Origin of the sequence: Brevibacillus sp. FIR094 (genome assembly GCF_050477165.1) — a bacterium.
GTDB lineage: Bacteria > Bacillota > Bacilli > Brevibacillales > Brevibacillaceae > Brevibacillus.
Genome location: NZ_JBEAES010000006.1, coordinates 132,474 through 158,598 on the forward strand (window position 1 = coordinate 132,474; position 26,125 = coordinate 158,598).

Consider the following 26,125-nt stretch of genomic DNA (forward strand, 5'->3'; position numbering starts at 1 on the left):
AAAGAACTTTTCTGTGCTTATCCATAATTCTATTCATATTAACACCCTCAACTAGCGATAGAATTTTTGTGTACGGTTTTCACGGTCAAGTTTAGGGAGTTTGGGATACCAATAACCCCCTGCTATTCCTGAGTCTTTCGAGTTAGTCACTTGGAAAGAAAGAGATTTCACTGAACTAACAGGAACTGAGAACGACTCATTATTTAAAAATCCATTTCTTCCATCACCGATAGTGATAAACATTGCTCTAATCAAAAAGTTACCATCCCCTTTCGGGACTTTTCCGGTAATCTTCCCATTTACTACTTTCAAGCTTTTATGAAATTCATCTGCATATTTTCTACCTTGCTCGAGTTCCCATTTATCCTGCCACATGAATTGCAAAATTTCAGCAGCGTCACTTCGAAGCACTGGTAAGTCCTCGCGGAACTTTGGTTGTCCATTGGGTGCTGGTTTCATCCATCCCCAAGTAACCAACGCACCAGTATTAGTTAGATTCGGGCTTTTTTCACCTCGATATGGCTTCCACGTATTAAATACAAGCAATGCTGTTTCTTCTTTCGTCAGTAAACGGTTTGGATCAATCTTCACATTATCCAAAATCCCCGCTTTCTGCGCCTTCTCATAGCTCATCTTCGCCCAGTGCCCTGCTGGGAGCTGCGGTACGGGTGCCACCTCCTTCAATCCGCGAACGGCTACTAAACTCGCAATAAACTGCCCCTGTGTGATTTGACTATTCGGATAAAAGTTCCCCTTGCTGTCCAGCCATAAGTATTTCTTCTGTACACCGAAATCAATAGCTGCCTTTGCTGTATGTGAAGCGTAATCCTTCTCTGACGCTTTAGCTTGTACGGTAGGACTGTCAACAACTCCAGTAACCCCTGTCATTGCTAGTACAGATGCTAGTAGGCACGACATCATTGCACGTTTGTTCATGGAATGACCCCCTCTTTACCGGATATTTTACCTATATTATCCATTTTTAGAAAGAGTCTGATTTAGGTTCCTTTGCAAAAAGCTTCGCAACGTATTCTCGGGTACAGCTCCTTCCAGCTTATTAACCACCTTCCCTTTTTCGATGACAAATACAGTAGGGGTTGCCTCTGCCCCGAGGCGCGACGCTTCATCCAGCTCTGTCTGCTTATGGATATCCAGTCGTTGAATCATTTCCGGTGGATACGCCTTCACAACTCTCTCGAATGTCGGCCCGAACTCCGTACAATATCCACAGCTATCACTATAGACGTACACCACTCTTACATCCTGTGCCCGGGCTGTACCCCACGCACTTATACCGACGGCAAGCATAACAACACTGAGCGCGATCCACAGCCACCATTGCTTGCTTCTACTCACGTCCATCTCCCTTTCACTAATCAAAATGTTTCATACCTATGCACTTGTCAAAGAACGATGACCGTATTATCCAGTTCCGAACTGAGACAAAAAAAGCCAGCCCCATTGGACTGGCTGACATGTATAAAAAAAAAGACGTACCACAACTCTTGCAAGTTCGTACGCCGTGCTTTTCCTCGTATGGTGTTCCCTATTACATAAGTGCAGTGCCGCCGTCTTCCTTCATCAGCGCACGCAGTTCTTCAATAAAGGCCTGCCCTTTTTGAATCTCTTCTTCGGTGTAGCGTTGCTTGCTCTTAAACGTAAAGATTTTGCCCTTCATTTCCTCATAAGGCAGGTGATTGAAATACAGAATCGTAGAAACCAGCTCGAGAAAACGGGAATTTTCCTCATTCATACGCAAAATTGCGCGTTCTCCACTACCGAAGTCAACCTCATGAAACTTGAGAAAATCATGACCGGTTTCGTTCAAAGAGTATCGATACATATGAATGGCACCTTTACTCTCCATTTGCTCATCCAGAAGCCCCATGTTGCACAGCTCATCTACTCTGAGCGTCAGTTCCTCCGAATATGGACCGTACATGTGAAACTCGTAGCGCTCATCGAAATCCATCTCCAGATGTTTTCCTATGTACACCATCTTTTGCAATTTTTTTCGCCCGCTCACTTCGCCGACTATCTCAATCAGGCGTATGATCTTGGCGTGACGATTAAGCATCCTCCATCACTCCCAGACGTTCTCGAATCTTACGGGAGAGATCCCCCGGCAAAGCCATGACTTTATCCAATGGAAAGTACAGCTTGTAATCAAAGCGCCGCTTTCCGCTAATGGCCTGTACAATTTCTGACTTCTGTGACAGCTCGACCAGTTCGCCTGAAGGCATTTGGAGCATAATCGGAATGCGCTCCTCTTCTTCTCCGGCACGGTAAAAATCATACGGAAGATCGGAGGTCGTGTCTACCTCCAAATAATACATCGGATCAATTCCGGCAGATTGAAATAGTTCTTTCAACTCAGACAACAAGCGGAAATCCCTCGGATTATATTCGACGTATTTAAAGAGATTCCTGTCCAAAAAACGGGCGCACAAATCTTTCAACACAGGGTCTTGCTCTCTGCGCCAGAGCTGCATATAGAAAAGAATAATGGACTCATCAAGCGCCAAATAGTCAGCGAGCTCTACCTTCTCCTGCAAGAAAGGCAGCAGCATGACAGGCTCCTGCATGAACGGATAGCCTTGGGAGAACAAGAGCTTTGCCCGTTGGAAAATTTTGCACAAGATTACTTCAGCACTACGTGTCACAGGATGGAAATAGACCTGCCAATACATTTGATAGCGAGACATGATGTAGTCTTCGACAGCATGCATCCCGCTGAATTTAAAGACAATGCCATCCTCCTGCGGCCGCATGACACGCAAGATTCGCTCAATCTCGAAATTGCCGTAATTGACGCCCGTATAGTAGGCATCACGCAGCAAGTAATCCATCCGATCGGCATCGAGCTGGCTGGAGATGAGGCTTACGATCAGTTTATTGTCATATGTCTTATTGATCACTTCTGCCAATTTCTTCGGGAAGCTATCATCAAACCGACGAAGAATTCGGTTGATTTGCGTATCTCCAAGCAAAATGGCGCGCGTCCAATCCTCGTGGTGATACTTGAACACCTTTTCAAACGAATGGGAAAACGGACCGTGGCCCACATCGTGGAGCAAAGCCGCACATAGACACAGCAGCTTTTCCTCATACGTCAACTGAATACGGCCTTCGAACGTCTCCAAAATTCTGCGCATCAGTTCATACACGCCAAGCGAGTGGTTAAAACGACTATGCTCTCCACCATGAAAGGTAAAAAAACTGGTGCCCAGTTGCCTGACTCGGCGCAAACGCTGGAATTCTGCCGAGTTGATCAAATCCCAAATGAATTTGTCACGCACGTGGACGTAGCGGTGGACAGGGTCTTTGAATACCTTTTCTTCATGAAGAAGCTGTGGCTGTTGCATCCTGGACACTCCCTTCCTGTACTGCGTTCTCTCTATTACTGACAGTGAATGTTGACATTATCATATCATACGTCCGATGCCATTTCTTGCTTAATCAAACTCTTACAAAAATCTGAAGAATGCCATTTCCATCTAGACCGAGTAAAAGGCATGTAGGATCATATAGAAAAAAATGGATTCGATGAAAGGTTTTCACAAATGTTGACCAATACATGTCGATACATAACCAAAAACCCACTTTTACTCACTTTATTGATGATTTTGCTCTTTCTGCCCCTGATTGCCTCCTGGGGACAATTTCTCTCCTCAGGCTTTTTACGGGAAACTGTTTCCGTATCTCTCCTATTCTGGCCGAAAACCGATTGGAAGGTCGCTGTCCCGCTTCCTGGCTGGCTCATTGTTGGTGTTATCTCACTGATTTACGCTTGCGGAATCTTATGGCTTGTCCAAAAGAAAAAATTGGGTCAAGCATTTCTGTTCATCCTTGTCGGTCTCTTATTGGCAAAAGCGGCCGGAGCTGCCTTTCAGGCGATTAGCGGATGGTCTACTACGCAGCCAATCGGCGCCCAGTCACTTGCTGGCAAAGCAAATCTGCTTGTGTTTGCCACCTGGCATAATCCTTTGTGGGAGGAGCTTGTCTTTCGCGGCATCCCGTTTCTCTTGTTAACACTCATCTATCGCAAGAACACAGACCTGCCCACTGGTGCGAGGTGGATCTATCTTCTCATTCCTTCGATGGTTTTCGCTTATTATCACGTACCCGGGCATGGTCTAGGAGCTCTTTTTGAATCGTTCCTTATTGGTGTTTTGTGGGCATGGGCAGCACTTCGCTGGGGACTGCTAGCTCCGATCGTCTTGCACATTTATGCAGACGCGATGATCATCCCTTCTCTCCCCAAAATGAAAAACATGCCTCTGGAGGAGATTCCTTGGCTGGTCAACCACAGCATGCTGCTACAGTCGATCTGGGCTTTATGTGTACTCGTTTTTCTCATACTGGTTCTTGCTCTTTTGATAATCGGCTGGCGAAAAGCAAGAAAAGCTTACTAAAACAACAGCGACAAACTCCCGAACGAAATGAATCGGAGAGTTTGTCGCTGTTGCATGCATTATAATGTCTCTGCCTCAGGCCCATACAAATCCGGGCGCTTCGCGGCTTTTTTCGCCAGCTTTTTGATCTTGTGCTGCGTCAGAACCGTATAGAAGGACGGTACGACAATCAAGGTCAAAAGTGTAGAGAACGCCAAGCCGGAAATAATGGTGACTGCAAGCGGTTTGAACAAAACGTCACCCGAAATAGCTAACGGCATCATACCTGCAATCGCTGTAAGCGAGGTCAAAAGAATAGGCCGCAGTCGTGCCTCACACGCTGAAATAACCGCCTGCTTCAGCTCCATGCCTGTACGACGTGCCTCCTCGATGAACTCGATCAAAACAATCCCGTTACGCACCACGATACCCGCCAAAGCAATAATCCCCATCATCGTCATAAAGCCTAGTGGCGTCTGTGTTACGAACAAGCCGATCAAGCTCCCCGATATAGCAAGGTAAATCGTACTGGTAACCAGTACAGGAATGGTCAAGGAATAGAATTGCATCGCGATCAAAATCAAGATCAGGAAAACGACAAGAATCGAGAGTTTGCCCATGTCGATAAAAATATCTGTCTGCTCAGAAGTCTCGCCACCAATCTCATAGCGGTATCCTTCAGGCAAGGACATGCTATCAAGCATCGGCTTGATCTCTGCCATTACTTCTGTCGCTGTTCTACCTTTCAGATCACTGGTCACTGTCACGCTCCGCGACAAATCGCGATGCGGGATCGTCTGTGTACTGAAAGTCGGTTTTACTTCCGCGAGCTGTGACAACGGAATCAGCTCTCCACGCGCATTGGCGATGCTGAGTCGTTGGAACAGCAATGCAGGGTCTTCCTCGCCTTTTTGCAAGAACAGCTTCATATCTATCAGATCTGAGCCCGTTTCAAACTCACTGACGGTAATGCCTTCGCTCACCAGACGCAATGTCGTGGACAAGTCCGTGTAGTTAACGAGCTTTTGCTCCATCAGCTCTTTATTGACGACAAATTCCAAGGTGTAACGTTCTACCCCGAAATCGTCTTGCACATTGTACGTTCCCTCTAATCCGGCAACCTTTTCTTTTGCTTGTGCAGAAAGAGAGCGCAGCGTTTCAATATCTTCTCCATAAAAACGAATCACGACTGGTTTTCCAACCGGAGGACCTGCCTCCAGCTGCTTCGTCAAAATACTCGCTTCCGGATACAGCCTTTTGAATTCCTCCGTCCAAGGCTCCAGCATGTTCTCGAGATGGGTCTCTTTTTCATTGTAACGAACCACTAGCTGTCCGACCGTAATGCCACTTCCGGCAGCTGTATCTCCGCCGAACATTTTCGGTGCACTGCCTCCCGCGTACGCAGATACTGTCTCGATGCCAGGCTGCTTTAACACCCAGTCTGCCGTCCCACGCACTACTCGGTCTGTTTCTTCCAGACTGTTGCCCACAGGGAGACGGATATCGATGAGAAACTGCGGTCGATCATCGTTCGGGAACAATTCCACCGGAGTGAGCGGTATCAATCCATATGCTGCTGTTCCAATCAATACGCCAATCATTCCGGCCAAAAGCGGTCGTTTCAAAATTTTCGGCATGAACTTGCTCGCATACCACTTGGTCAGCTGCAACAATTGTTTCCCCAACAGTCCAGCGGGCTTACGATACGCTTCTACGCCAGCCTTTCTACGTTGCTCATACCATTGGCGAAAGATCGGGATGATCGTCAGCGACATAACCATTGACGCCAACATCGTCATCGAAATAATGACGGGAACTGGACGAATGAACTGCCCGACGTTGCCGCTCAAAAACATCAAGGGCGCAAATGACGCAATCGTAGCCAGCGTAGCGGTCGTGATCGATATCGATACTTCCTTGGCACCATTAACCGCCGCAGCCATTGGTTTTTCACCCAGGACAGACAGTCTCCGCTCGATATTGTCATTGACCACCACGGCGTCATCGACCAAGATCCCCAGCACAATGATCAAGGAAACGATCGAGATCATGTTGAGTGAAATACCCAGAGAGGGCAGGAACATAAGCCCCACAGCCAAGGAAATCGGAATCGCCATCGCGACTACCAATGATGTGATCAGGTTCAATCCGAGCGCGCACACTACCAAAACAGCGATGATGGCAATCATCATTTCCCGGGTCAGGTCGCTAAAAAGCTCATCCACGCGTTCATTTTGACTGTAAATCGAGTGTCTCTCGGCCCCTACCGGAAGTGTTTTATCCAGAGTTACCATCATCTCGTCTACGCGCTTCTGCAAGGACGGCACATCACTTCCCGTCTCTGCATTGACGCTAATCGTGATCGAAGGCTTCCCATTGAAATACGAAGTCGTTTTCACCGTCTCCGTCGTCATTTTGACCGATCCGATGTCCTTCAGATAGATCGGGAAGCCCTCTTTTGAACGGGAGATAATGACTTTGTTCAGTTCTTCGACATCTGTATTTTCCGCCAGCTTGAGCTGGTAAGTCCGTTTTTCTGTGGTCAGGTCGCCAAGCGGGATTTTTTCATTTTCCTTTTTGACAGCCATCATCACCTGACTCCACGTGATCCCGTACTGGCTCAGCTTTTGCGTATCAACCTCGATGTGGACCTCCTGCTCTGGTAGACCTTCCACCAGTACATCCGCCACGTTCGGAATTGTGCGCAGCTGTTCTTTCCACGATTTCAGCATGGTACGCATGCTGTACAATTCCTCACGCGTGTTAGCAGTGACCGCAAACGATTGGACAAACGTACGATTCAAATCATCATTGATGATCGGTTGTTTCGCATCGGCTGGCAGATCAGCCTCTGCGTCCTTTACCTTCTTCCGCAATTCATCCCATTTTTGCTTCGGGTCTACGTCACTCTTTGCTTCCACCATGATAAAAGAGACTCCGAGGGAAGACGAGGATGATATATAGTTGAGTCCCTGTAATTCATTGATTTTTTCTTCCAGCTTTTTCGTAACAGCCTGCTCGACCTTTTCCGGCGAAGCTCCCGGGTAAACCGTCGTAATTGTCGCCATATTAACGATAATATCCGGCATCTCTTGCTTGGGTAACTGAAAAAAACTCATGGAGCCTACAAGTACAATCATGGTGAAAAACAGGAGCGTGATTTTGCGCTTTTGTACGATGTACTTGATCACGGTTGTGTACCTCCTGCCGCCTCGATTGGATCACCGTCAAACAAACGGTCCACCCCTTTGACGATCAGTTGGTCTCCTTCTTTTAGTCCGTTCTTGATCTCGAGCTTGTCACTTACAATCTGCCCGATGACTACACTTGTTTTGACAGCCTTGCCACCTGCATTGACGAAGACATGCGCGTCATCTTTTCCTCTGCTGATGACTGCTTCCACTGGTACGTAGACACCTTCCTGACCCGTTACCGTTTTGGTCGCTTTCACCACCTGACCAGCAAACCAGTCACGAGCTTGGTTGGCGATTTGGACCTCTACGCCAATCGTTCCGGTATTTTGGTTCGTGGCAGGAAATATTTTGGTCACTTTGCCATCCCGTTTTTGTCCATACAAGTCTAATGAGATCGTCTCGCCTACTTTCCACGCCGAAATCTCACGGTCAGGAACGGGCAATACGACTTTTAATGTGTCGATGTTGCCGACTTGATAAACGGGGGTACCTGAACCGACCAAATTGCCCGCAGACGAGAGCTTGGCGATAATCGTCCCGTTAATCGGCGAACGGAGCTGCGTTTTGGCCAGCGTATTGGCTGCCACTTCTTTGGCAATGACGGACTGATTATAAACAGCTTGACTCAACTGTTTGTCTTCTACTCGAGCCCCTTGGGTAACCAGCGAATAGGACTGTTGTGCGTTTTGCAAATCCTTTTGCGCAATCGTCAGTCCATTTTGTGCACTTTCATACTCGCTTTTGGAGATAGCGTTTTGTTGGTAGAGCTTTTCAATCCGGTTGAAATCATCCTGCATTTTTTGCAGAGCAACTGTTGCCTTCTCCACCAGCAAGCGCGCCTGCGTCACTTCTTGCTCTCTCGCCCCATTAGTTACCTTGCTAAGATTTGCCGCGCTCTGCTGCATAGCAGCGTTTGAAGAGGCGACTTGGAGCGAGTAATCCTGGGCGTTCACACGGGCGAGCACATCTCCCGCTTTGACCGTGTCTCCTTCTTTACGATTCATCTCCACGATACGACCGCCTACTTCAAAAGAGACGAGTGCTTCCTCCAAAGGAGACAGCGTACCAGACAACTCCGTGACGGTAACAGCCTGCTCCTTCTTCACTTGTGCAACGACGACATGCTTCACTTCCTTCTGGGGAGCCGAAGCAGGTTGTTGCTCGCTACAAGCCGTCGTTGCCAATAGTCCGATCATCATTACAGATACAAGCCATCTTCTCTTCATGACTTCCTCCGCCCCTATGTAGCTATGCTGTTTTTTTTATCACTTGATGCCTCGTAGCAAGATTTCAGAAGCATTTTCAAAAAGCTCTTCTTCCACCATTTCGATATCGAGATTGACCCGATACTTCGCCATGAATGCATAGAAGAAAGTGGAGACGAACATGAGAGCTGCTGTGAACGGATCTACCTTTGGCAAATGCCCTTGCTCCTGAAACGCTAGGAGCTTGTTAGACAATACCTCGACTGCGGTCATCGGCAGGCTGCTGAACATCTGCACGACTTCGGGATGGTTATCCGCTTCAATCATGCAGATCATGAAAATTTCTTTGCGCTCGACCAATAAGCCGTAATACGTACGTGCGTATCTGACTAGCATTTGCTTGAGATCAGAAAACTCGCCTTGCAACCCTTGCTCCAGCTGCTCCCGGACATCCATGATTTCTTTCAGGAGTTCTGTCAAGATGCCTACCTTGTTCTTGAAGTGACGAAATACCGTCACCTCATTAACCCCTGCAAGCTCAGAAATCTTGCGTGTAGTCGCTCCCTTGTACCCCTTTTGTGCCATTAGCTGACGTGCGGCTGATAAAATTCGCTCACGGGTTTCCTGTTCCTCTTCGCCTCTCCCCCCCAGCTTCTGTTCTATATCTGGGTGATCCATAACGCACCTCCGTGCCAAGCAAGCAATTACTTGCATTTTCATTTTTTTCCAAGCTCATTATATAAAGGAACTGCATGCATGTAAATACTTGCATACAGTTCCGAATGTTAATTTTTCCTTGTCAGCCTTAACGTTGTGTTTTCGTCTTAATCTGCGAGCTTTGGTCTTGCTTGCATTCTGTGCTGTATTCGACCAGATCGATTTCGCAGTCGGGCCCAATCTCGATCTTGTTGCCGCGAACGACCTTGGCCTTTGTGTTTTCCAGATAGATTTCGTCTCCTTCAATCGTCTCTACGGTCAAGGTATTATTGAGAAAATGCTTCAACAGCTTGCCCAAGGTGCTATTCTTAGTTCGGCGCACCTCGATGTACTCTCCGCCCATTTCTTTTGCTTCACAGCTGCCATGCAGAAGTACCTCGATTCGCCCCGCATTCAGCAGTCCTCCGATACTAAACGCACCGTTTGCCCGGAACACTTCCGCTTCACAATCCCCTGCGGTTTTCAATGACCCGAGAACCTTCACGTCCTCGCCTGCCATATTGCCCTGTACTTTGACATTGCCACCTACTTTTAGACTCGTAAAATTCAAATCGTCCGCAACATCCAGCTGACCATATACGGATAACGTATCCATTTTCACTTTGCCTTTAATCGACGCGTTGCCCTCTACTCTTGCGGAAGATCCAATGAGATCTCCCGTGATACTGACATGTCCCGCACAATGAAGTGCCTCGCACTCTACGTCGCCATTGATCTTACCGTAACCCTGCACATCTACTTTGTTGTATACGCCACCCGAAGCATTTACTGCCCCATGAAAGATCAAATCTGGCTTGTTATTATTCTCGTTCTGCATGGTATGGTCTCCCCCTACATAAATTTCGCTTTTAATTCTTCGATGCAATTGGCTAAAATGAGCCGCGTCACTACCCTTACACCGCTGTCAAAATACATTTCGGTAGAGCCAGACACCAAGACGAACGTGGAAATCCCCATCTTGCGCATAAAGATCAGCTCACAAGGCTTTCCTTCGAATTTAGGATAGTGGCTAGCCAGTACCTGTAGCAATCCGCCGCCTTCTTCTACAGTTAAGTCTCCTGCTGCCAAAAGCTTTTCCAACACATAAGCGTATAGTGCCTGCTGGAAGGTAAAGGTCCTTAGGTTTCCGAGAAAAACGTTGAACACTTCTAAAGAGGTAACAGAAACAATGTTTCGTGCCAATAGTTCATCTGCGGACAACGACGTTTCACTCATATTTGGTGAAAACATGTCCGCCAATTCATCCAACGATAAGTCGTCTTTCATGTTCAGGATCTTGTCGATTCGAGCCAAAATCTGTTCGCGCGGGAAAAAGGTTTCTTGCCCTGTAAAAGTCGCTCGGCGAATGAACCACTCCTCTGGAATCAAGTTCTTTCGTTTCCAACGGTACAATTGTCCGTACGAAATGCCAGTAAGCTCCAGCAGGTCCTTCTTCGAGATATGATTTGTGTCCAAGTGAAGCACCTCCAAAAACAATGTAACATAACACTGTTACGTTATTCAACTACAGACTGTTTGACACTTGGGAGACTGTCACAAAATCCCTTTAGCTGGATCAAATAAGTGATCTGAATGCAGAAAGGGAGCATGACATATGAAAAAACAAACACTAGCGGTGACAAGTATGATTGCCTTGCTGTTATCCGTTGCATCTCCATTTACAAACACACAAGCGCCAGCATATGCAGCTGGTCAGGCACCAGCAGTAGAACCAGAAATGAAAACCCTTGCTCAGTTAAACAAAAATGTCGTAGAAGCGGCGAAACAAGCGATGCAAAAACAGGCTGGCGGCGTGCCGATCGAACTGGACGAGATTATAGGAGAAACGGGAGATTGCTGGGTGATTGCGGCCAAAAACAACAGAGGTGAGGTGCTCGTTACCAAGCAGGAGGGCAAGGTTGTATCCGTATCCGTGAAATTAAAATGGAGCGAAGTGGCAGCTGATTTGCAAAATACAGCTACGAGCACGTTAAAAGAAATGGATAATCAGCATGTCTTTACGATTGATTGGGTAGAACGGATCAATTGGGAAAAAGAAAACATTTGGCTGTTCAAAGGGCAAAATGCATCGGTCAGCATTGATGCTGCCACCGGGAAGGGCAACGCTGCGACATTGAATTATACAAACGAGCAAATGAACCCCAAAGTGGTCGATACAGCGCAAAAGGCGCTGAAGTCTCTTTCCAGCGGTAAAGTATCGGCGCTGCTCCCTGAAGTAACACTGGTGAAAAAATCGCAAGAACGCTTGGATCAAGTATGGATTTTCATGGATACCGCACGAAAATACAGAATCGGCATAGGGGCGAAAACAGGGAAAGTAGTGGCAGCGACCATGATCAGTGAGTTCAGAGATGGGAACTATACCGCGGACGAAGATATTCCCAAGGTGTTTGCCAAACCATTCTTTACAAAAGAAACGGCGATTGCTGCTGCCAACCCGATGATGAAAAAGGTTTTCAACCTCGATTTGACCGGATACAATGTTTCGTCCAAATATAACGTATATACGTTTACGAAAAAGGGGAAACCGACTGTTACCGCATCGATCAACCATAAAGGAGTCTTCTATGATTTCGCTGTTACGCCGGAAGACGGCTTGATCAACTAGGGATGCTCTAAGATATTGGGGGCACAATCCACCTTTACCAAATACACCAATGAAACCACCTATTGAAAGGTGGTTTCAGCGTGTTGGCCGTTCTTATGTAAACTCCGCTTGCATCAAGCGTTTCATATCCGTTGGTATCGGTGCCTCGACTACAATCTCTTTTTCGAGAAGCGGATGCAAAAAGGACAACTTCGAAGCATGCAAAGCCTGTCGGCGTAACAAACCTCTCGCTCCCCCATACATCGTATCGCCAGCAAGTGGGTGTCCGATGTGGGCAAAGTGAACGCGAATCTGATGGGTACGCCCCGTCTCCAGCCAGACGCGCGCGAGCGTCATTCCCTCAGAGGTCTGTTGTACCTCATAATGCGAAATGGCAGGATCGCCACTCTCCACGACACGACGCTTCGTCGGATGACGCGCATCTCGGCCAATTGGCGCATCGATCGTTCCAGCTCCCTCTGACAGCACGCCACTGGCAACCGCAAGATACTCGCGATGAAGGCCCCCTTCGCGCAGCAGCCTGTCAGCCAATTGATGACCATAGCTGCTTTTGGCTACGAGAATAGCTCCTGATGTATCTTTATCCAGCCGATGCACAGGATGTACACCCTGTGCCGCCAGTACGGCAGCAAGTGCATGTACCAATGTGTCGGTCTCTTGTTTAATCGGGTGCACCATCATGCCTGCCGGTTTGTTTGCAATCAAGAGATGATCGTCCTCGTACAAAATATCGATGGACGGCATTGGTGTGATCGGTCCCTCGGACTTCGTATCATGCTGGGGCTCCCTAGGCGCTTGCTCTTGTCTCTCGATGACACGAACAGCGATTGTATCTCCTGCTTTTACTTGTCTTTGCAGGAAGGGCTGCTTGCGATTGAGCAAAATCCCCTTACTTCTCGTCAGCCGCTGCATCATGCGCCCCGACACGTTGAGCTTTTGCCGGACGATTTGTTCCACGTTCATTCCCGTGTCTTGTTCACTGACGATGTATTCGATCCAATCTTTGCGGCTCACGTCTAATCCCTCTGTTCCATGCTTTTTTCTTATTGTAGCAAAAGGATGCCAGAGATGCTCGTCTGTAGTCGTCATCCAACGTTTGTGGTCGGGAGAAGCCCTGCCACATGTCTTCCAGTCGCCTGTATCCTCTCTTCGTTCGGGCGGTCTCCTTCCAGACATGTGACAGTGCTTACGGACAGCTTGTGTTTACTTCGTGCTTTTAGAGCGGTTTGGTTGATATTCAGGGGGCTAGGATAACAAACCAAAAGCCCCGTAAGAAGAAGCGCATTTCCAGTCCAAGCGCCTCTGGAGCCCAACCCAGCGGAGGAATAAATGGCGGGGGTTTTCAGCTTCACTTATGAAAACCTTCCTCGAAACTTCTACGTTTGAAGCGCTCCCGCCATTTATTCCGAAGCGGGCAGTCAATCCCCCTTGCGGGGCGTAGGCCGAAGCGTAGACTGGAAATGCGCTTCTTCCTCCACGACAGCTACATTAAAAGACGACAAAAAAGCCACCATGCTAAGCATGATGGCCCTGTAAATTCGCTTTACCCTTTTAAGTTTTCCGGATTGAGTCCTTGCAGCTCTGGCAAAACGAACAGACCGTCTTTGCGAATCAGCACATCATCAAACCAGATTTCGCCGCCGCCGTACTCGGGACGCTGGATGTTTACCATATCCCAGTGGATTTGGCTGCGGTTGCCGTTATCTGCGTTGTCGTATGCGCGACCTGGCGTGAAGTGGAAGCTGCCGGCAATTTTTTCATCGAACAAGATATCATTCATTGGATGCAGGATATACGGATGCACACCGATTGCGAATTCCCCGATGTAGCGCGCTCCTTCGTCCGTATCAAAAATTTGGTTGAGTCTCTCGGTGTTGTTAGAAGTTGCTTCGACGATTTTTCCGTCTACAAACTTCAAGCATACATTTTCGAATTTCGTGCCCATGTAGCTTGTTGCTGCGTTGTACGTAATCGTTCCATTCACGGAGTTACGCACTGGGGCTGTAAAAATCTCGCCGTCTGGAATGTTGCGAAGCCCAGAGCAAATGATACTAGGGATGTCCTTGATCGAGAATTGAAGATCTGTTCCAGGTCCAACAAGACGCACTTTGTCCGTACGATCCATCAATTGCTGCAAAGGCAAAAAGGCTTCGTGCATCTTTTTATAGTCCACGGAACATACGTCAAAATAAAAATCTTCAAAAGCAACTGTAGACATGTTAGCATTTTGCGCCAAAGCCGTGGTCGGGTAGTTGAGCAGCGTCCATCGTACATTGTTGGTCAGGTAGTCATTCAATTCTTGCATCACACTTTGGTGTGCACGACGACGCTCTACCGGGACATCGGCCATCTCGCTGTCGTTGGACGGACCATTAATGACAATATATGTATCCAAATCTTTGTACATTGGCTCTTCCCATTTTGCCAAATGAGCCGCACGCTCTGCACTTGCACCGAGCATCAGCTCACGTTGGATAGACGGGTCAATAATCCGTACGAACGGATAAGCTCCCAATTCATACGCCTGCTTAACTAATTCTTTTGCTAAAGCGTGACCCTCGCCACGAACTTCAATCAACAAGCTTTCTTTTTCCTTCAGGCGTACAGAATGGCTCAGCAAGTTTGTAGCCAGCTTGACGATGCGTGTATCCAGCATGCGATATCCCCCACATTCCTAACATGATTGGTTATTGTTAAAAAATATTTTACCGAATGAAGGTACCTTTTTCAATTCTCGATGTTCTTGGTACTATTCAAAAAAAACCAAAAAATTATCTTGCATAAAATCGACTCTTTCGAGTATTCTAATCAACAAGAGTTTACCTATGTAAAAAATTTGAAAGACGGGAGTGCTGAGTTCATGGTGTTTTCTGTAGTTATCTTCGCTTAGGTGGGACCTCTGTTAAGGGGCACTGCCTCTTACAACCCTTTCAAAAGCTAGAAGCTGCAGGATGCCTGAACCGCTTCCGTCTTTTTCCCGATATGAATTGCGGGCCATGTTCTCGGGTGAACAGTCGGTTTACTGTACCTAAAATTAAAGGTATATAACCGTCTTTCTTTTGTACCCCGTTGAGCTGGTTATTTCCCGCCACCCTTGTATCGTTTGATAAAGCGCAAGCGGAAGAGCATTGTCTCTACCCCGTTTGCGCTTTTTTACGTGGAATTTTTCCAAGAAAAGAATCGAGGTCAAAGCACCTGTAGAAATAGAATGGAGGAATTCTTGTCATGATTTGGCGTTCGTGGGATCTTAACTTAAAGGTACGTCTCTTTGGTGAATTGATTACGCACACCTTTTTTTGGATGTACTTTCCGTTTATGGCGATTTATTTTAGCGATACGTTCGGGAAGGATGTAGCGGGTCTTCTGTTGATGGTACCGCCGCTGCTCGGGATGCTGTCCAACCTGTTTGGCGGATATTTGGCTGACCGGGTAGGGCGCAGGTTCACCATGCTGCTCTCGCTCTGTACATCGACTGTGATGTTCGCGCTGTTTGCTTTCTCCCCGTCCCCTTGGGTCGACTATCTTGCCTTCATCGGGATCGGAATCGCTGGGGCTCTCTATTGGCCTGCCAGCTCCGCCATGGTGGCTGATTTGACCACAGAAGAAGATCGGAGAATTGTCTTTGCTACCTTTTACACAGCGATGAACGTCGGGGTGGTCGCTGGTCCCGTATTGGGTTCTGTCTTTTTTGTTCATTATCGCCCGCAGCTGTTAATGTTCTGTACCATCGTTGAGTTGCTTTTTGCGATTACCGTCTTTTTCCTCATCAAAGAAACGCTGCCTGAACACGTCCGACATGAGAAGGCAAAGGAGCGTTTTTCCCTGATTCAGCAATTCAAGAGTTACGCCATTATTTTCCGAGATAAAGCATTTGCCCTGTACATTGGCGCGGGGATTTTGATCGCCATTGGATTCATGCAGTTGGATATTTACATGGCGTTGTATGTCAAAGAGCATGTTATGCAGCAATCATTATTTTCGTGGGGCAATTGGACTTATTCTGTCGGCGGAACCAGTGCATTCGGCTGGCTCATGGCTTTAAATGGTTTTTTGGTGGTTCTGTTTACACTGCCAGTCACTCGCTGGTTTGAAAACTGGAGCGATCGCAACAGCCTCGTCATCTCCTCCATCTTATTCGGTCTCGGCCTGTTCTTGATGGCCTTTACGACGAATATTTGGCTCCTGTTCGGCTGTATGGCGATTTTGACATTCGGCGAGCTGATGCGCACACCAGTCGCCCAGAGCTTCATCAGTAAATACTCGCCGGAGGACGCACGCGGTCAGTATATGGGGGCCTCTTCGCTCCAGTTCTCGATTGGTCGCTTCATCGCTCCCCTGACGATCGGTCTATCCCAATGGCTCGCTCCTGTTGGTGTATTCGGTGTCATCCTAGGCTTAACCCTAGCCAGTGCTTATCTGTATGTCATTTTGTTCCGGATGATTGGTGCCAAAGAACTTAGCAAGAGTAGCTAGAGTAGCGCATGTCGTTCTACCAAATCCCCTCCTCTCATATAAATGGGTCAAAGATAGCTTGACCAGGAGGGGATCGTCATGAACCAGCCGAATGCCTTTGCTACATTTAGAGAGCACCAAGGAGTCGTCTACCGAACTTCTACCTATCTTCAATGGGGACCGAGTTCAGAGGGTCATCGTTCTCTTGGGAGCTGTCTCTTACTGAACCCTGGTAGTGCCAAGCCTTTTCGTGAAAGACCTGCTTCCGGTCATAGCATCATAGGTCAAACCACACTCGATCCCACCATGCGACAATTGATCCGGCTGGTGGAGACGATCTACGGAATGCGGTCATTGGTCGGCAGATTTCATATTTACAACCTGTTTTCTGTACAAAATGCTGCTGCCGTGAGTGCCATTTCTCATTTCGAGCAGCTCATTCACGAGAAAGAAACGACGCTTGCGGCTCAGCTCGTATCTACGCAGGAACTGCAAAAGCATCCGTGGCTCCTGCTGGGGTGGGGGCTTTCACATCACCATTCCTGGCAGCATTTTTCTTCGCTCAAGAAACTGTGGAAACAACGGATCGCAGCAGCAGGGGTACCGACTTTTGGCAAACCCTGCCCCAAGGGAATCGATTACTACCATCCCAGTCCGCCTCTACATGCGACGAAAGAAATGATCCTGGAGGAACTGGTGGAGATCTATAGGAAAACGATTGGGCGAAAGTCTGCCCATCCGCTTTAGATAAAAAAAGAGTCTGTCTCCCCACAAAGCGGGAAACAGACTCTTTTCCATTTACTACGGCAACTCGCTGCCCTCGAAAAATTCCGTTCTGTCAAAACGACCGCGCATCCATTTGTACGTATCATCATAGATGGCGCGCTTGACAGGGTCCGTGCTCTTGACAGACTCTAGCAATGTCTTGGAGCCGAAGTAGTAAGCGTGTACGTTGTTTTTATCCATCCCCAGTTTGTGGGTGGCCACTAACTGATTGTAGTACGTCTGATAGAACTTCGGATCATTGTACATCTTCCAGTCGCCTTCGATCTCGATGTCCATGTCGTACTTGTTGACGACGTCCAGTACCCCTTGAATACGGTCAATTCCTACCGGCTTGTCGCTGTAATAGCTCGGCTGCAGGAACGCCTTATCGAAATAAAGAGATTTCCACTCGGACACTCCCGGTGAACCGAAATACGGAATCCAATAGTATCGCAACGCCTCGTCATGCACCATGCTACCCATGTCACGAATCAGCTGGCGTTCTTTCGGTGCACTATCCTCTACCAGCTCATGGAACCAATAGATTCCTTCTAGTTTCAGATAAGCGTAACCTTCCTTGTTCCAGCGCTTCATGAGCTCCTGGAAGTACCATTCCAGTGCAGCTTTGCGATTCTGATACGCTTGCTCTTCCCCAATTCCCGCAGGGTTGAAGGAAAGGGATGGTTTCTTTTCATCCAGCTGGCCAAAATTGGTCTGACTGGCATTCGGATATGGCAGAGCCAACACGACATTTTCCTGCGTCGGTGTTGAATACAGCGTTCCGCGCAGGCGATTGTATTCCCGCATAGCTTGGTTAAGAGCATCCAGCTGCTTGTTCGAGCCGAACAAATCATTCATATACATTGTCCAGCTTTCCTTCGTAGCAGGAATAGTCTGATACGGCAGGAACAGAATCGTGTCAAACATCTGGTCACGCATATAACCATCTACGGTGCGGTAGCCAACCATCGGGAGGAAATCTTCTTTGGTCCATGTCCCGAGTTCGCCATGCTCTCCGGAATAAGCGAGCAGCATATTTTCCACACGACGCCCTGCTTGCTTGGCTTCTTCCAGCTTCGCTGGGTTTGGTGGCGGCAGCAAGACAGCGCCATTATTCCACGCGCTATCCGTTTTTGCCCATACTTCCAGCTGGCGAGCAAACGTAAATACTTTCACCGGGAAAGATACCCGGACATAACGGGTGTTGACGTCAGGCAAGGTTACGCTCAATGTGCGTGTAACCAACTTGTCCTCTTTGGCAGAAACATCGTGAACGGCTCTTCCCGCATACGACCACACTTTCCCGTCGCGAGATACCTCGACTTCCATGTATTCTGGCATCGTGATGCCTGAAGTCTTCTGCTGCTTAAACGTTAGCGCAACTCTCTCCAGTGGCTTCGCCTCGTCGAGCTCAACGGTCACCTTGCGCCCAAACTGACGGTGGTATCCCGTCCAGTCTTCTGAAGGCGTAACAAGTCCGCCTACTGGACCCGGATACTGCTTCTCCAGCTCTTGGAAATACGAGTCTGGCGCTCCAAAAGTAGTAACAGATGTATAACTGCCTGGTGCGATATTGACCAGTTCGTCCTTCTCTGCTGGCTCTTTCGCCTCTTCTTCTGGATCAGCAGGCTTCGTTGTATCCGTTTTTGTTGCTCCTGTGTCTGCTTCTTGCTTTTCTCCCTCTACTACCGTCTTGCTTTCATCAGCTTTCGTTGTCGAGTCATTAGAGGAAGTCACCGGTGCAGTCTTTGGCGTGTCCTCTACCTTTTCGTCAGCTGGCTTACCAGCGTCCTTGATCTCAACCGGAATTGTCGTCGTTTTGTAGCCGACTGTCACCGTGAGATTTCCTTTTCCTGCTGTAGGACCAGCAACAAAGGTTCCGTCAGCTGAAATGGTTCCCAGCTCAGGACGATCAAAAGCGAAAATAGGTGTAAACGGCAGCTCATCTCCACTGATACTGTTTACCTTCAAGCGTTGGCTCGTGCCAGCAGTCAAACTCAGCCGCTCTACATCTACCTTGTATTTCACCTGCTCTGCTTGCTGGTAGCGTGCATCCAAGACGCGCTCAGCGATCACAGCAGCCTCTGCACGCGTGACAGTACCTGTCGGATTAAACTTGCCGCCTGCACCTTGCATCCAGCGCTGATTCGTTACTTCATCCACGGCCGTTTTGGCATAGTCGGCGATTTCCTCTTCATCGCTGTATGCAACAGGAGTCTGACCTGCCACTTTGGTCACCGCGCCCTCTTTCATCAAGCGAGACAGCATGACAGCCAACTCTTGTCGGGTAAGCGGGTCTAGAGCACCCATGGTGTGCTCACTTCTACCGTTCATCACACCCAACTTAGAGAGTCCATATACGTACGGGGCATAAGGACTTTCCAATCGGACATCTTCAAAAGCAGCATCGTCGATTTCTGTTGGTTGAAGACCGATTACTTTTGTCAAAAGCACCGCAATATCTTGTCGAGACATCGTGTTTTGCGGGTTGAAGCGGTTTTCTCCCTGCCCACTGATCATATGAAGGGCTGCGAGTCTGTTTACGGCTTTACTTGCGTAGCTTTTGCCCAAATCCGTAAACTCCGTGTGCGCTTCTTCTTGTTTTTTGAACTGATCTTCCAGCTTCTTGGTCTCTCCTGCTGGTTTCTCGCTCTCCACCACCGGTTTCTCTGGCTCTGTCGCAGCATGAGTCAACGGCGTGCTTTGGACCAGTAATGTAGCTGCTGCCAATAGCGCAGCTAGCATTCTGCTCCCGAATCTACTCTTGCTCATTGCATTTTCTCCTCCAATTATGCCCCACTCTTATGTCTACTCGGTCGGGGTAACCATTGGTCCGCGCGGCGGTCTAGGTCCGAAAAACTGATAGTAATCTACCTTGATATTTCCGTTGTAGAGCTTGCGCTTTTTGCTTGCTGTACGACCAAAATGCTCCTCAAACTGTTCGTCGGACGTAATAACATAGAAAGACCACGTATCCATGGCAGCAAAGGTTTTCCCCATTTCGCCATACATCTTGGCAACCTGCTTCCATTCTCCCAAGCGCTCCCCATAAGGTGGGTTGCAAATCAAGTAGCCGTACTTGCGCTTGGTTCGCACATCCCGCACATCCATGCGCTGAAAATGAATCAGGTCATCTACACCGGCCTCAGTGGCGTTGTGGCGGGCAATTTTCAAGATCTCGTCATCCATATCTGTCCCGATAATCTCTAGCTTTTGATCATAACGAGCCAAATCATGGGTCTCTGCGCGCGCTTCACGCCAAGCTGTTTTCGGAATGATAGGCCACGTCTCGGAAACGAATTCCCGGTTCATCCCCGGAGCGATGTTTTGTCCGATCAGCGCCGCTTCAATCGGAAGTGTACCCGATCCACAGAATGGGTCCATAAATACCCGATCAGGCTTCCAGCGAGACAGCATAATCATCGCCGCAGCCATGGTTTCCTTCAGTGGCGCTTGTCCGATCAATTCCCGGTAGCCGCGCTTGTGCAGGCCCGGTCCTGACGTATCAATCGTCAGCGTCGCCACATCCTTGAGAAGAGCCACCTCGATCTTGTACAGCGGCCCTTGCTCATCGAACCACTCGCGCTTGTAGGTCTTTTTCAGACTTTCTACCACTGCTTTTTTCACGATGGCTTGGCAATCTGGCACACTGAACAAGGTAGATTTGACCGATTTCCCTTCCACAGGAAACGTCCCGTCCTCTGTGATCCAATCAGCCCAAGGTAGTGCTTTTGTCTGTTCAAACAGCTCGTCAAACGTAGTCGCTTTGAACTCCCCTATCTTTAGACGCACGCGGTCGGCAGTTCGTAACCACAAATTTGTGCGGGGAATCGCAGAAATATCTGCCGTGAACGTTACCTTGCCGTTTTCCACCTGTACCGGACCGTATCCGAGTGCCTTTACCTCTTCTGCTACTACTGATTCCAAACCAAAAGTCGCCGTAGCGATCAATTCTACTTTTGCATATGTAATCTCCTGTCCGTCCAATATCCTTCGGGCCATGCCCTCATCCTACTACCTTACATATTATATTACCCCATTTACGAATAGCGTTGGTAATCTTGTCTAAATTCAAAAGACCCATCACCGAAAAACAGTGACGGGTACGGCATGTGGATCATCCATATGGGACATCCTACGAAAAACTTTGCGTACGGGAGGGAGTCAGGGTGCCAGAATTACCTGAGATGGAGACCTATCGCCGACTGCTACAGGATAAAATCGGTGGCGGAACAATTACTGCCACTCACGTACAGCGGGAAAAAACGATTAATCTGCCACCTGCGGAATTTGCTCGTCTCTTGCAAGCCAATCGCCTGACACTTGTCGACCGACGTGGCAAGCATCTTCTCTTCCATTTGGAAAGTGGACATGTCCTGCTGCTTCATCTCATGCTCGGCGGTTTTCTATACCTAGGCTCTGCGGAAGACAAGCTAAAGAGAACCGCCCAAGTGACTCTTACCTTTGGAGAACGCATTTTATATTTTCACAGCCTCCGTTTGGGCTACCTTCACTTGCTCACCAACGTTCAGATCGACGAAAGACTGGCTCCACTCGGTCCGGAGCCATTGGACCCGCTGTTTACCTTTACCCGATTTACGGAGCTGCTCGCTGACAAGCGCAGCGTCCTCAAAACAGCATTAGTCAATCAGCATTGGCTCGCGGGCATCGGCAACTGCTATGCGGACGAAATCTGCTTTCATGCCGCCATCCTACCTACCCGGACGATCCCGACGCTTTCTCTCGAGGAACAAAAACGACTGTATCATTCCATGCAAACCGTGCTTAAAGAAGCGATTCGATTCGGTGGTTACATGCAGCCGCTTTTTTCTGGTGACTCCCTAACAGGTGGTTTCGATGAACGCTGTCAGGTGTACGATCGTGGCGGAGAGCCTTGCCCGCGCTGTGGACAGCCTATCGAAAAGAGCGAGCTCTCCTCCCGCAAAGTATTCGCCTGCACGAACTGCCAGCATTGACAGACGCTATCACATCTCTAGACGACAGGAGTTTTTGCAGCTTCCATCTGCTTGATCATAAAGACCTGCTCCGTCTCGGAAGGACCAAATCCCGCAGCTTGCAGTATTTCGACAAGCAAGGTATCAGCCGCGCGCAAATTAAACGTAGAACGGCGGCAATCGTGTGCAAGGGGCACATACACATGCGCGAGTGCGGTTTTCAAAATGTCTTGGGCATCAGGATGCTCTGGCTGCGCTACACATTGACGTAGCACGATCCCGCTCACTTTGCCTTCTTCGTTTACCGAACACTTATACATCGCGTAGCCGACCACCTGACCCTCACTGTCTTCGACGAGCAAGGCCTGCGCATCTCGCAAGTTCAGCCAATAATTTTGCCAAGGGACATCAGTCACGTAAAACGGCAGCATAGCGACTTCCGGGGCCAAAATACGCCGAACCCGAAAATCAGCCTGTTCATTTGTCTGAAAGGCATTCTCCGCCAGCGGTCCACTCTGCTGTAAAAACAACAGACGATCCACGACGTCATAGCCTTTTTGCTCATATAAGGCAATCGCTTTGGTATTTTGGCTCAATGCCTCCAAGGTAGCTACTTCCACCCCAGCTTCCCGGTACAAATCCAATGCCGCCTCAATCAGTTGCTTCCCTACTCCTTGTCGACGATATTCTGTGGCGACACCCGTTCCACCATTCCACGCGACTTTTCGCCCTGCAATAGTTCTCATCCCGCTGGCAACTACGCCAATCGGCTCTGTGCCGTCAAAAGCAACCACAGACAGGGACAGCACGTATCCCTCGCCCCCCAGTCGCTGAACAAGCATTTCTTCTGTCATCGTAAACTCGATAAAATAGCCTTCAAATCCTCGGTTCCACGCTTTGGTCACTTCTGCAAAGGTACAGTCGCTCATCCGTTTGATGGTAATCATGGTATCACCTTCCTAGTTTTTGATAAAATTATTTTAATCGATAAAGTCTAAAAATTCAATTATTTTGGAACGCTTTTTCCAGCTTTGTCACCCACACGCCTGACATGGTAATATGAAAAAAATCATCTATTCGGGAGGTTCCTATGCGCAAACAGCTTACGGTCGGCTCGCTCATTCCTGGACGATCTGACGTACAGATGTCGAGTCCAGCTCCCGTTCCCGTGCAGACACATACATCGTTGAAAAAAACAGAAATGAGCCCGGCTCGCCCCCAATTAGAGCAGAAGCTCGTACAGGTGAAGCAACGCTCACAAACGATGCCAGTCCGGTACACTCCCTCTCAGACACTATTACAAGCTGCGCTTACGCAAGATCAACCCATCGCACACAAATGCCAACAAGGGCATTGCGGCAAGTGCAGTGTACAGATCGTAGCTGGTGCATCATTACTCGACACCCCAACCGGACAGGAAAAAGCAAAGCTGGGAGAAAAACTCGCTACGGGCTATCGCCTCGCTTGTCAGAGCACGTTTCGCTCTTCGATTCCTACATAGAGGGTATTTTTAATAGAAAAAGGTGGCCGTAGCATGAATCCTACACGCATCCTACTATTCGCTGGGGGTAATCTGGGCAACTGGGCGATCCAAGAGATTCGCGAAAATGATTGGCTCATCGGCGTTGACAGAGGGGCCTTGTTCCTCGTTCGCAACGGTCTTGTGCCAAGATTGTCGATCGGTGACTTTGATTCTGTCAGCACCGAGGAAATGGCAGAAATTGAACGTCACAGTATGCACGTCTCCTCCTGCGATCCCGTCATGAAAGATTTGACCGATACAGAGATGGCCCTTACTTGGGCAATCGAGCAACAGCCCGAGGAGATTGTACTGCTCGGTGTGCTCGGCTCTCGTTTTGACCATATGCTGGCAAATGTACACTTGCTGAACAAAACGTTGCAGACGGGCACCAACTGCCTCATCCTCGATGAGACCAACGAAATCCGTCTGATTGACCGCCATAGTACGATCAAGCAGGATCATTTTGATCATATCTCTCTGCTGCCTTTTACACCGGAAGTCACAGGGATTACCTTAACCGGATTCCTCTATCCGTTGAAGGACGCGACCCTGCGGATCGGCGACACGCTTGGCATCAGCAATCTGCTAACGGAACAGACTGGAACGATCACGATTCAAACGGGCAAGCTGCTCGTTGTCAAAAGCAAAGATTAATCGCTAGAAAAAGAAAGGATCCCCCTGCAAGATGCAGAACAATGGAGATCCTTTTCCTTTTACCTGAAACAAATGCAGGCTACTCTTCCTCTACCTGCATCGGCAACTGCCAATCAATCTCTGGAAGCCCGCGCGAATGCAAAAACTCATTCGTCCGCGAAAAAGGACGACTGCCAAAAAAGCCGCGATTCGCTGAAAACGGGCTCGGATGCGGGGAGGCGATGACGAAATGCTTGTTTCGATCAATGAATGCCGCCTTCTCCTGCGCATGCTTTCCCCACAGGATGAAAACGAGTGGTGTCTCCCGGTCGTTCAACAAATGAATAATTCGATCCGTAAACGTCTCCCACCCAATGTCCTTGTGCGAATTCGGAGTACCACGACGTACCGTCAGAACGGTGTTGAGCATCATGACGCCTTGCTTCGCCCAATGGTTCAGGTAACCATGCTGGGGAATTTCAAAACCGACATCGCTTTTCAGTTCTTTGTAGATGTTGACAAGAGACGGTGGCGGCTTGATTCCCGGCTTAACCGAAAAGCTCAATCCATGTGCTTGTCCCGGCCCGTGATACGGGTCCTGCCCCAAAATCACAACCTTTGCATTCTGATATTCAGTCAAGTGCAGCGCTGTGAATATATGGAACATATCTGGGTAGATTGTCTGCGTCTGGTACTCTTCCTTCAACGTCTGACGAAGCTTTTCATAATAGGGCTTCTCGAATTCATCGGCCAATACGGGGGCCCAGTCATTTTGCAATATGGTTGCCATGTTCCTCACCTTGTCCGCTGTTTTTTTCTACCTTACCACAAACCGTCCAATCACTGAACCACTGATTCAAGAACTAGGACTATTCTAATTTGGTCCTATCTTTCCCATGATTCCTAGTCTTTGTTTCCTAGTACCCTCGTTTGATAGCTTTTCTCCTATGATCTTTGACATAATGATTGCTGGGAAGATTTAGAGAAAAGAGAAAGGGAGAGGGTTTCACATCATGAAATGGGACATCAAGTCATTTTTGGGGGGCATTGTTGTAGGTTCGGTGCTCTTTTCCGGTATTGCCATTGCAGCACCCGCTTTTCCAGACGCGGAAGAAGGAATGAAAACACCGTTCACCTACTACTTTGACGGGTTGCCGAAATCACCAAACAGCGACGTACAAGGCATCATGTACAAAAACTCCGTCTATGTGCCAATCCGCTTCGTAGCAGAGAACCTGAACAAACCGGTCATTTACGATGCGAGAACCAAATCGATTTTCATCGGTAAAATTCCAACAGCAAAAATGTACTCCAAAATGGAAGCAATCGAGCTGGTGAAAAAGAAATTCGCTGGCAAACTCTCGCCAACACATGTAGTCGAGTACGCTCATGACGACGAAAAAGGGCACTATGTCATCCAAGTGTACCAAACGGTCGTGAATAACTTCCAATCTGGCGACAGCTACACCAGTACGTATGGCTGGTTCGTAGTGAACCCGAATACCGGGGAAATTAAGTCGTTGTTATAAATTCTTTTTGCACTTATTTATTCGTACGAAAAAGACAGCGGACTAGGGACCCGCTAGCACCGGAGGATATCTTCCGGTGCCTTTTTTATTTCTTGGAAAAATTTAGATTGATTACCACTTGTCCCATGTGATACGATCTCCCTACAAAACT

The 26,125-nt window shown here is 48.4% G+C and carries 23 protein-coding genes; 8 read left to right on the forward strand and 15 right to left on the reverse strand.

Annotation, left to right across the window (positions count from 1 at the left end):
• Positions 1-51: 51 nt before the first annotated feature.
• The 4 genes from ACQ5DJ_RS06725 to ACQ5DJ_RS06740 all read right to left on the reverse strand — a co-directional run bounded on the left by ACQ5DJ_RS06725 (position 52) and on the right by ACQ5DJ_RS06740 (position 3,365).
• The gene (locus ACQ5DJ_RS06725; protein ID WP_429841756.1) at positions 52-936 is read right to left on the reverse strand and encodes an S-layer homology domain-containing protein; all 885 of its coding nucleotides are present in this window, start codon (positions 934-936) and stop codon (positions 52-54) included.
• Positions 937-972: 36 nt separating this feature from the next.
• Positions 973-1,362 (reverse strand): thioredoxin family protein, encoded by a 390-nt coding sequence (locus ACQ5DJ_RS06730; protein ID WP_429841757.1) that lies wholly within the window; start codon positions 1,360-1,362, stop codon positions 973-975.
• A gap of 187 nt (positions 1,363-1,549) precedes the next feature.
• On the reverse strand, positions 1,550-2,077 hold the full coding sequence (locus ACQ5DJ_RS06735) for a YwgA family protein (RefSeq protein ID WP_056486801.1): 528 nt from the start codon (positions 2,075-2,077) through the stop codon (positions 1,550-1,552).
• Positions 2,070-3,365, reverse strand: a complete 1,296-nt coding sequence (locus ACQ5DJ_RS06740; protein WP_015893687.1) for an HD domain-containing protein — start codon at positions 3,363-3,365, stop codon at positions 2,070-2,072. Before ACQ5DJ_RS06740 ends, ACQ5DJ_RS06735 begins: the two co-directional genes overlap by 8 nt.
• Positions 3,366-3,563: 198 nt before the next feature.
• On the opposite strand from ACQ5DJ_RS06740, the gene ACQ5DJ_RS06745 reads away from it, so the two are divergent.
• Positions 3,564-4,415: a CPBP family intramembrane glutamic endopeptidase gene (locus tag ACQ5DJ_RS06745; RefSeq protein WP_429841758.1), complete on the forward strand. Its 852-nt coding sequence runs from the start codon at positions 3,564-3,566 to the stop codon at positions 4,413-4,415.
• A gap of 59 nt (positions 4,416-4,474) precedes the next feature.
• Here ACQ5DJ_RS06745 and ACQ5DJ_RS06750 read toward each other — a convergent pair whose 3' ends face one another.
• The 5 genes from ACQ5DJ_RS06750 to ACQ5DJ_RS06770 all read right to left on the reverse strand — a co-directional run bounded on the left by ACQ5DJ_RS06750 (position 4,475) and on the right by ACQ5DJ_RS06770 (position 10,965).
• On the reverse strand, positions 4,475-7,585 hold the full coding sequence (locus ACQ5DJ_RS06750) for an efflux RND transporter permease subunit (protein WP_429841759.1): 3,111 nt from the start codon (positions 7,583-7,585) through the stop codon (positions 4,475-4,477).
• The gene (locus ACQ5DJ_RS06755) at positions 7,582-8,814 is read right to left on the reverse strand and encodes an efflux RND transporter periplasmic adaptor subunit (protein WP_429841760.1); all 1,233 of its coding nucleotides are present in this window, start codon (positions 8,812-8,814) and stop codon (positions 7,582-7,584) included. Before ACQ5DJ_RS06755 ends, ACQ5DJ_RS06750 begins: the two co-directional genes overlap by 4 nt.
• Positions 8,815-8,853: 39 nt before the next feature.
• A complete protein-coding gene (locus ACQ5DJ_RS06760) occupies positions 8,854-9,471 on the reverse strand; it encodes a TetR/AcrR family transcriptional regulator (RefSeq protein WP_429841761.1) in 618 nt (205 codons plus the stop codon).
• A gap of 127 nt (positions 9,472-9,598) precedes the next feature.
• The gene (locus ACQ5DJ_RS06765) at positions 9,599-10,327 is read right to left on the reverse strand and encodes a cell shape determination protein CcmA (RefSeq protein WP_429841762.1); all 729 of its coding nucleotides are present in this window, start codon (positions 10,325-10,327) and stop codon (positions 9,599-9,601) included.
• Positions 10,328-10,341: 14 nt separating this feature from the next.
• Positions 10,342-10,965, reverse strand: coding sequence for a YhbD family protein (locus tag ACQ5DJ_RS06770; RefSeq protein ID WP_429841763.1), 624 nt, complete (start codon positions 10,963-10,965; stop codon positions 10,342-10,344).
• A gap of 139 nt (positions 10,966-11,104) precedes the next feature.
• Between ACQ5DJ_RS06770 and ACQ5DJ_RS06775 the strand changes: the two genes are divergently transcribed.
• Positions 11,105-12,118, forward strand: a complete 1,014-nt coding sequence (locus tag ACQ5DJ_RS06775) for a hypothetical protein (RefSeq protein WP_429841764.1) — start codon at positions 11,105-11,107, stop codon at positions 12,116-12,118.
• Between the two features lie 93 nt (positions 12,119-12,211).
• On the opposite strand, the gene ACQ5DJ_RS06780 is transcribed toward ACQ5DJ_RS06775, so the two are convergent.
• Together ACQ5DJ_RS06780 and ACQ5DJ_RS06785 are read right to left on the reverse strand one after the other, a co-directional pair.
• Positions 12,212-13,132, reverse strand: a complete 921-nt coding sequence (locus ACQ5DJ_RS06780; protein ID WP_429841765.1) for an RluA family pseudouridine synthase — start codon at positions 13,130-13,132, stop codon at positions 12,212-12,214.
• A gap of 529 nt (positions 13,133-13,661) precedes the next feature.
• A complete protein-coding gene (locus tag ACQ5DJ_RS06785; protein WP_429841766.1) occupies positions 13,662-14,774 on the reverse strand; it encodes an aminopeptidase in 1,113 nt (370 codons plus the stop codon).
• A gap of 569 nt (positions 14,775-15,343) precedes the next feature.
• Here ACQ5DJ_RS06785 and ACQ5DJ_RS06790 point away from each other — a divergent pair.
• Together ACQ5DJ_RS06790 and ACQ5DJ_RS06795 are read left to right on the forward strand one after the other, a co-directional pair.
• Positions 15,344-16,591 carry an MDR family MFS transporter gene (locus ACQ5DJ_RS06790; RefSeq protein WP_429841767.1) on the forward strand — a complete coding sequence of 416 codons (1,248 nt, stop codon included), beginning with the start codon at positions 15,344-15,346 and terminating at the stop codon, positions 16,589-16,591.
• A gap of 78 nt (positions 16,592-16,669) precedes the next feature.
• A complete protein-coding gene (locus ACQ5DJ_RS06795) occupies positions 16,670-17,317 on the forward strand; it encodes a hypothetical protein (protein ID WP_429841768.1) in 648 nt (215 codons plus the stop codon).
• 54 nt (positions 17,318-17,371) lie between these two features.
• On the opposite strand, the gene ACQ5DJ_RS06800 is transcribed toward ACQ5DJ_RS06795, so the two are convergent.
• The gene (locus ACQ5DJ_RS06800) at positions 17,372-20,107 is read right to left on the reverse strand and encodes a DUF4855 domain-containing protein (RefSeq protein WP_429841769.1); all 2,736 of its coding nucleotides are present in this window, start codon (positions 20,105-20,107) and stop codon (positions 17,372-17,374) included.
• A 36-nt stretch (positions 20,108-20,143) separates the two neighbouring features.
• Positions 20,144-21,337, reverse strand: coding sequence for a THUMP domain-containing class I SAM-dependent RNA methyltransferase (locus ACQ5DJ_RS06805; RefSeq protein ID WP_429841770.1), 1,194 nt, complete (start codon positions 21,335-21,337; stop codon positions 20,144-20,146).
• A 167-nt stretch (positions 21,338-21,504) separates the two neighbouring features.
• On the opposite strand from ACQ5DJ_RS06805, the gene ACQ5DJ_RS06810 reads away from it, so the two are divergent.
• Entirely contained in the window at positions 21,505-22,311 is an 807-nt protein-coding gene (locus tag ACQ5DJ_RS06810) for an Fpg/Nei family DNA glycosylase (protein ID WP_429841771.1), read from the forward strand.
• Between the two features lie 17 nt (positions 22,312-22,328).
• On the opposite strand, the gene ACQ5DJ_RS06815 is transcribed toward ACQ5DJ_RS06810, so the two are convergent.
• The gene (locus ACQ5DJ_RS06815; protein WP_429841772.1) at positions 22,329-23,237 is read right to left on the reverse strand and encodes a GNAT family N-acetyltransferase; all 909 of its coding nucleotides are present in this window, start codon (positions 23,235-23,237) and stop codon (positions 22,329-22,331) included.
• Positions 23,238-23,380: 143 nt separating this feature from the next.
• Between ACQ5DJ_RS06815 and ACQ5DJ_RS06820 the strand changes: the two genes are divergently transcribed.
• Both ACQ5DJ_RS06820 and ACQ5DJ_RS06825 read left to right on the forward strand, forming a co-directional pair.
• Positions 23,381-23,791: a 2Fe-2S iron-sulfur cluster-binding protein gene (locus tag ACQ5DJ_RS06820; RefSeq protein WP_429841773.1), complete on the forward strand. Its 411-nt coding sequence runs from the start codon at positions 23,381-23,383 to the stop codon at positions 23,789-23,791.
• 33 nt (positions 23,792-23,824) lie between these two features.
• On the forward strand, positions 23,825-24,466 hold the full coding sequence (locus ACQ5DJ_RS06825; protein ID WP_429841774.1) for a thiamine diphosphokinase: 642 nt from the start codon (positions 23,825-23,827) through the stop codon (positions 24,464-24,466).
• 79 nt (positions 24,467-24,545) lie between these two features.
• On the opposite strand, the gene ACQ5DJ_RS06830 is transcribed toward ACQ5DJ_RS06825, so the two are convergent.
• Entirely contained in the window at positions 24,546-25,235 is a 690-nt protein-coding gene (locus ACQ5DJ_RS06830; RefSeq protein WP_429841775.1) for a uracil-DNA glycosylase, read from the reverse strand.
• Positions 25,236-25,458: 223 nt separating this feature from the next.
• Between ACQ5DJ_RS06830 and ACQ5DJ_RS06835 the strand changes: the two genes are divergently transcribed.
• On the forward strand, positions 25,459-25,974 hold the full coding sequence (locus ACQ5DJ_RS06835; protein ID WP_144618696.1) for a stalk domain-containing protein: 516 nt from the start codon (positions 25,459-25,461) through the stop codon (positions 25,972-25,974).
• Positions 25,975-26,125 lie beyond the last annotated feature (151 nt).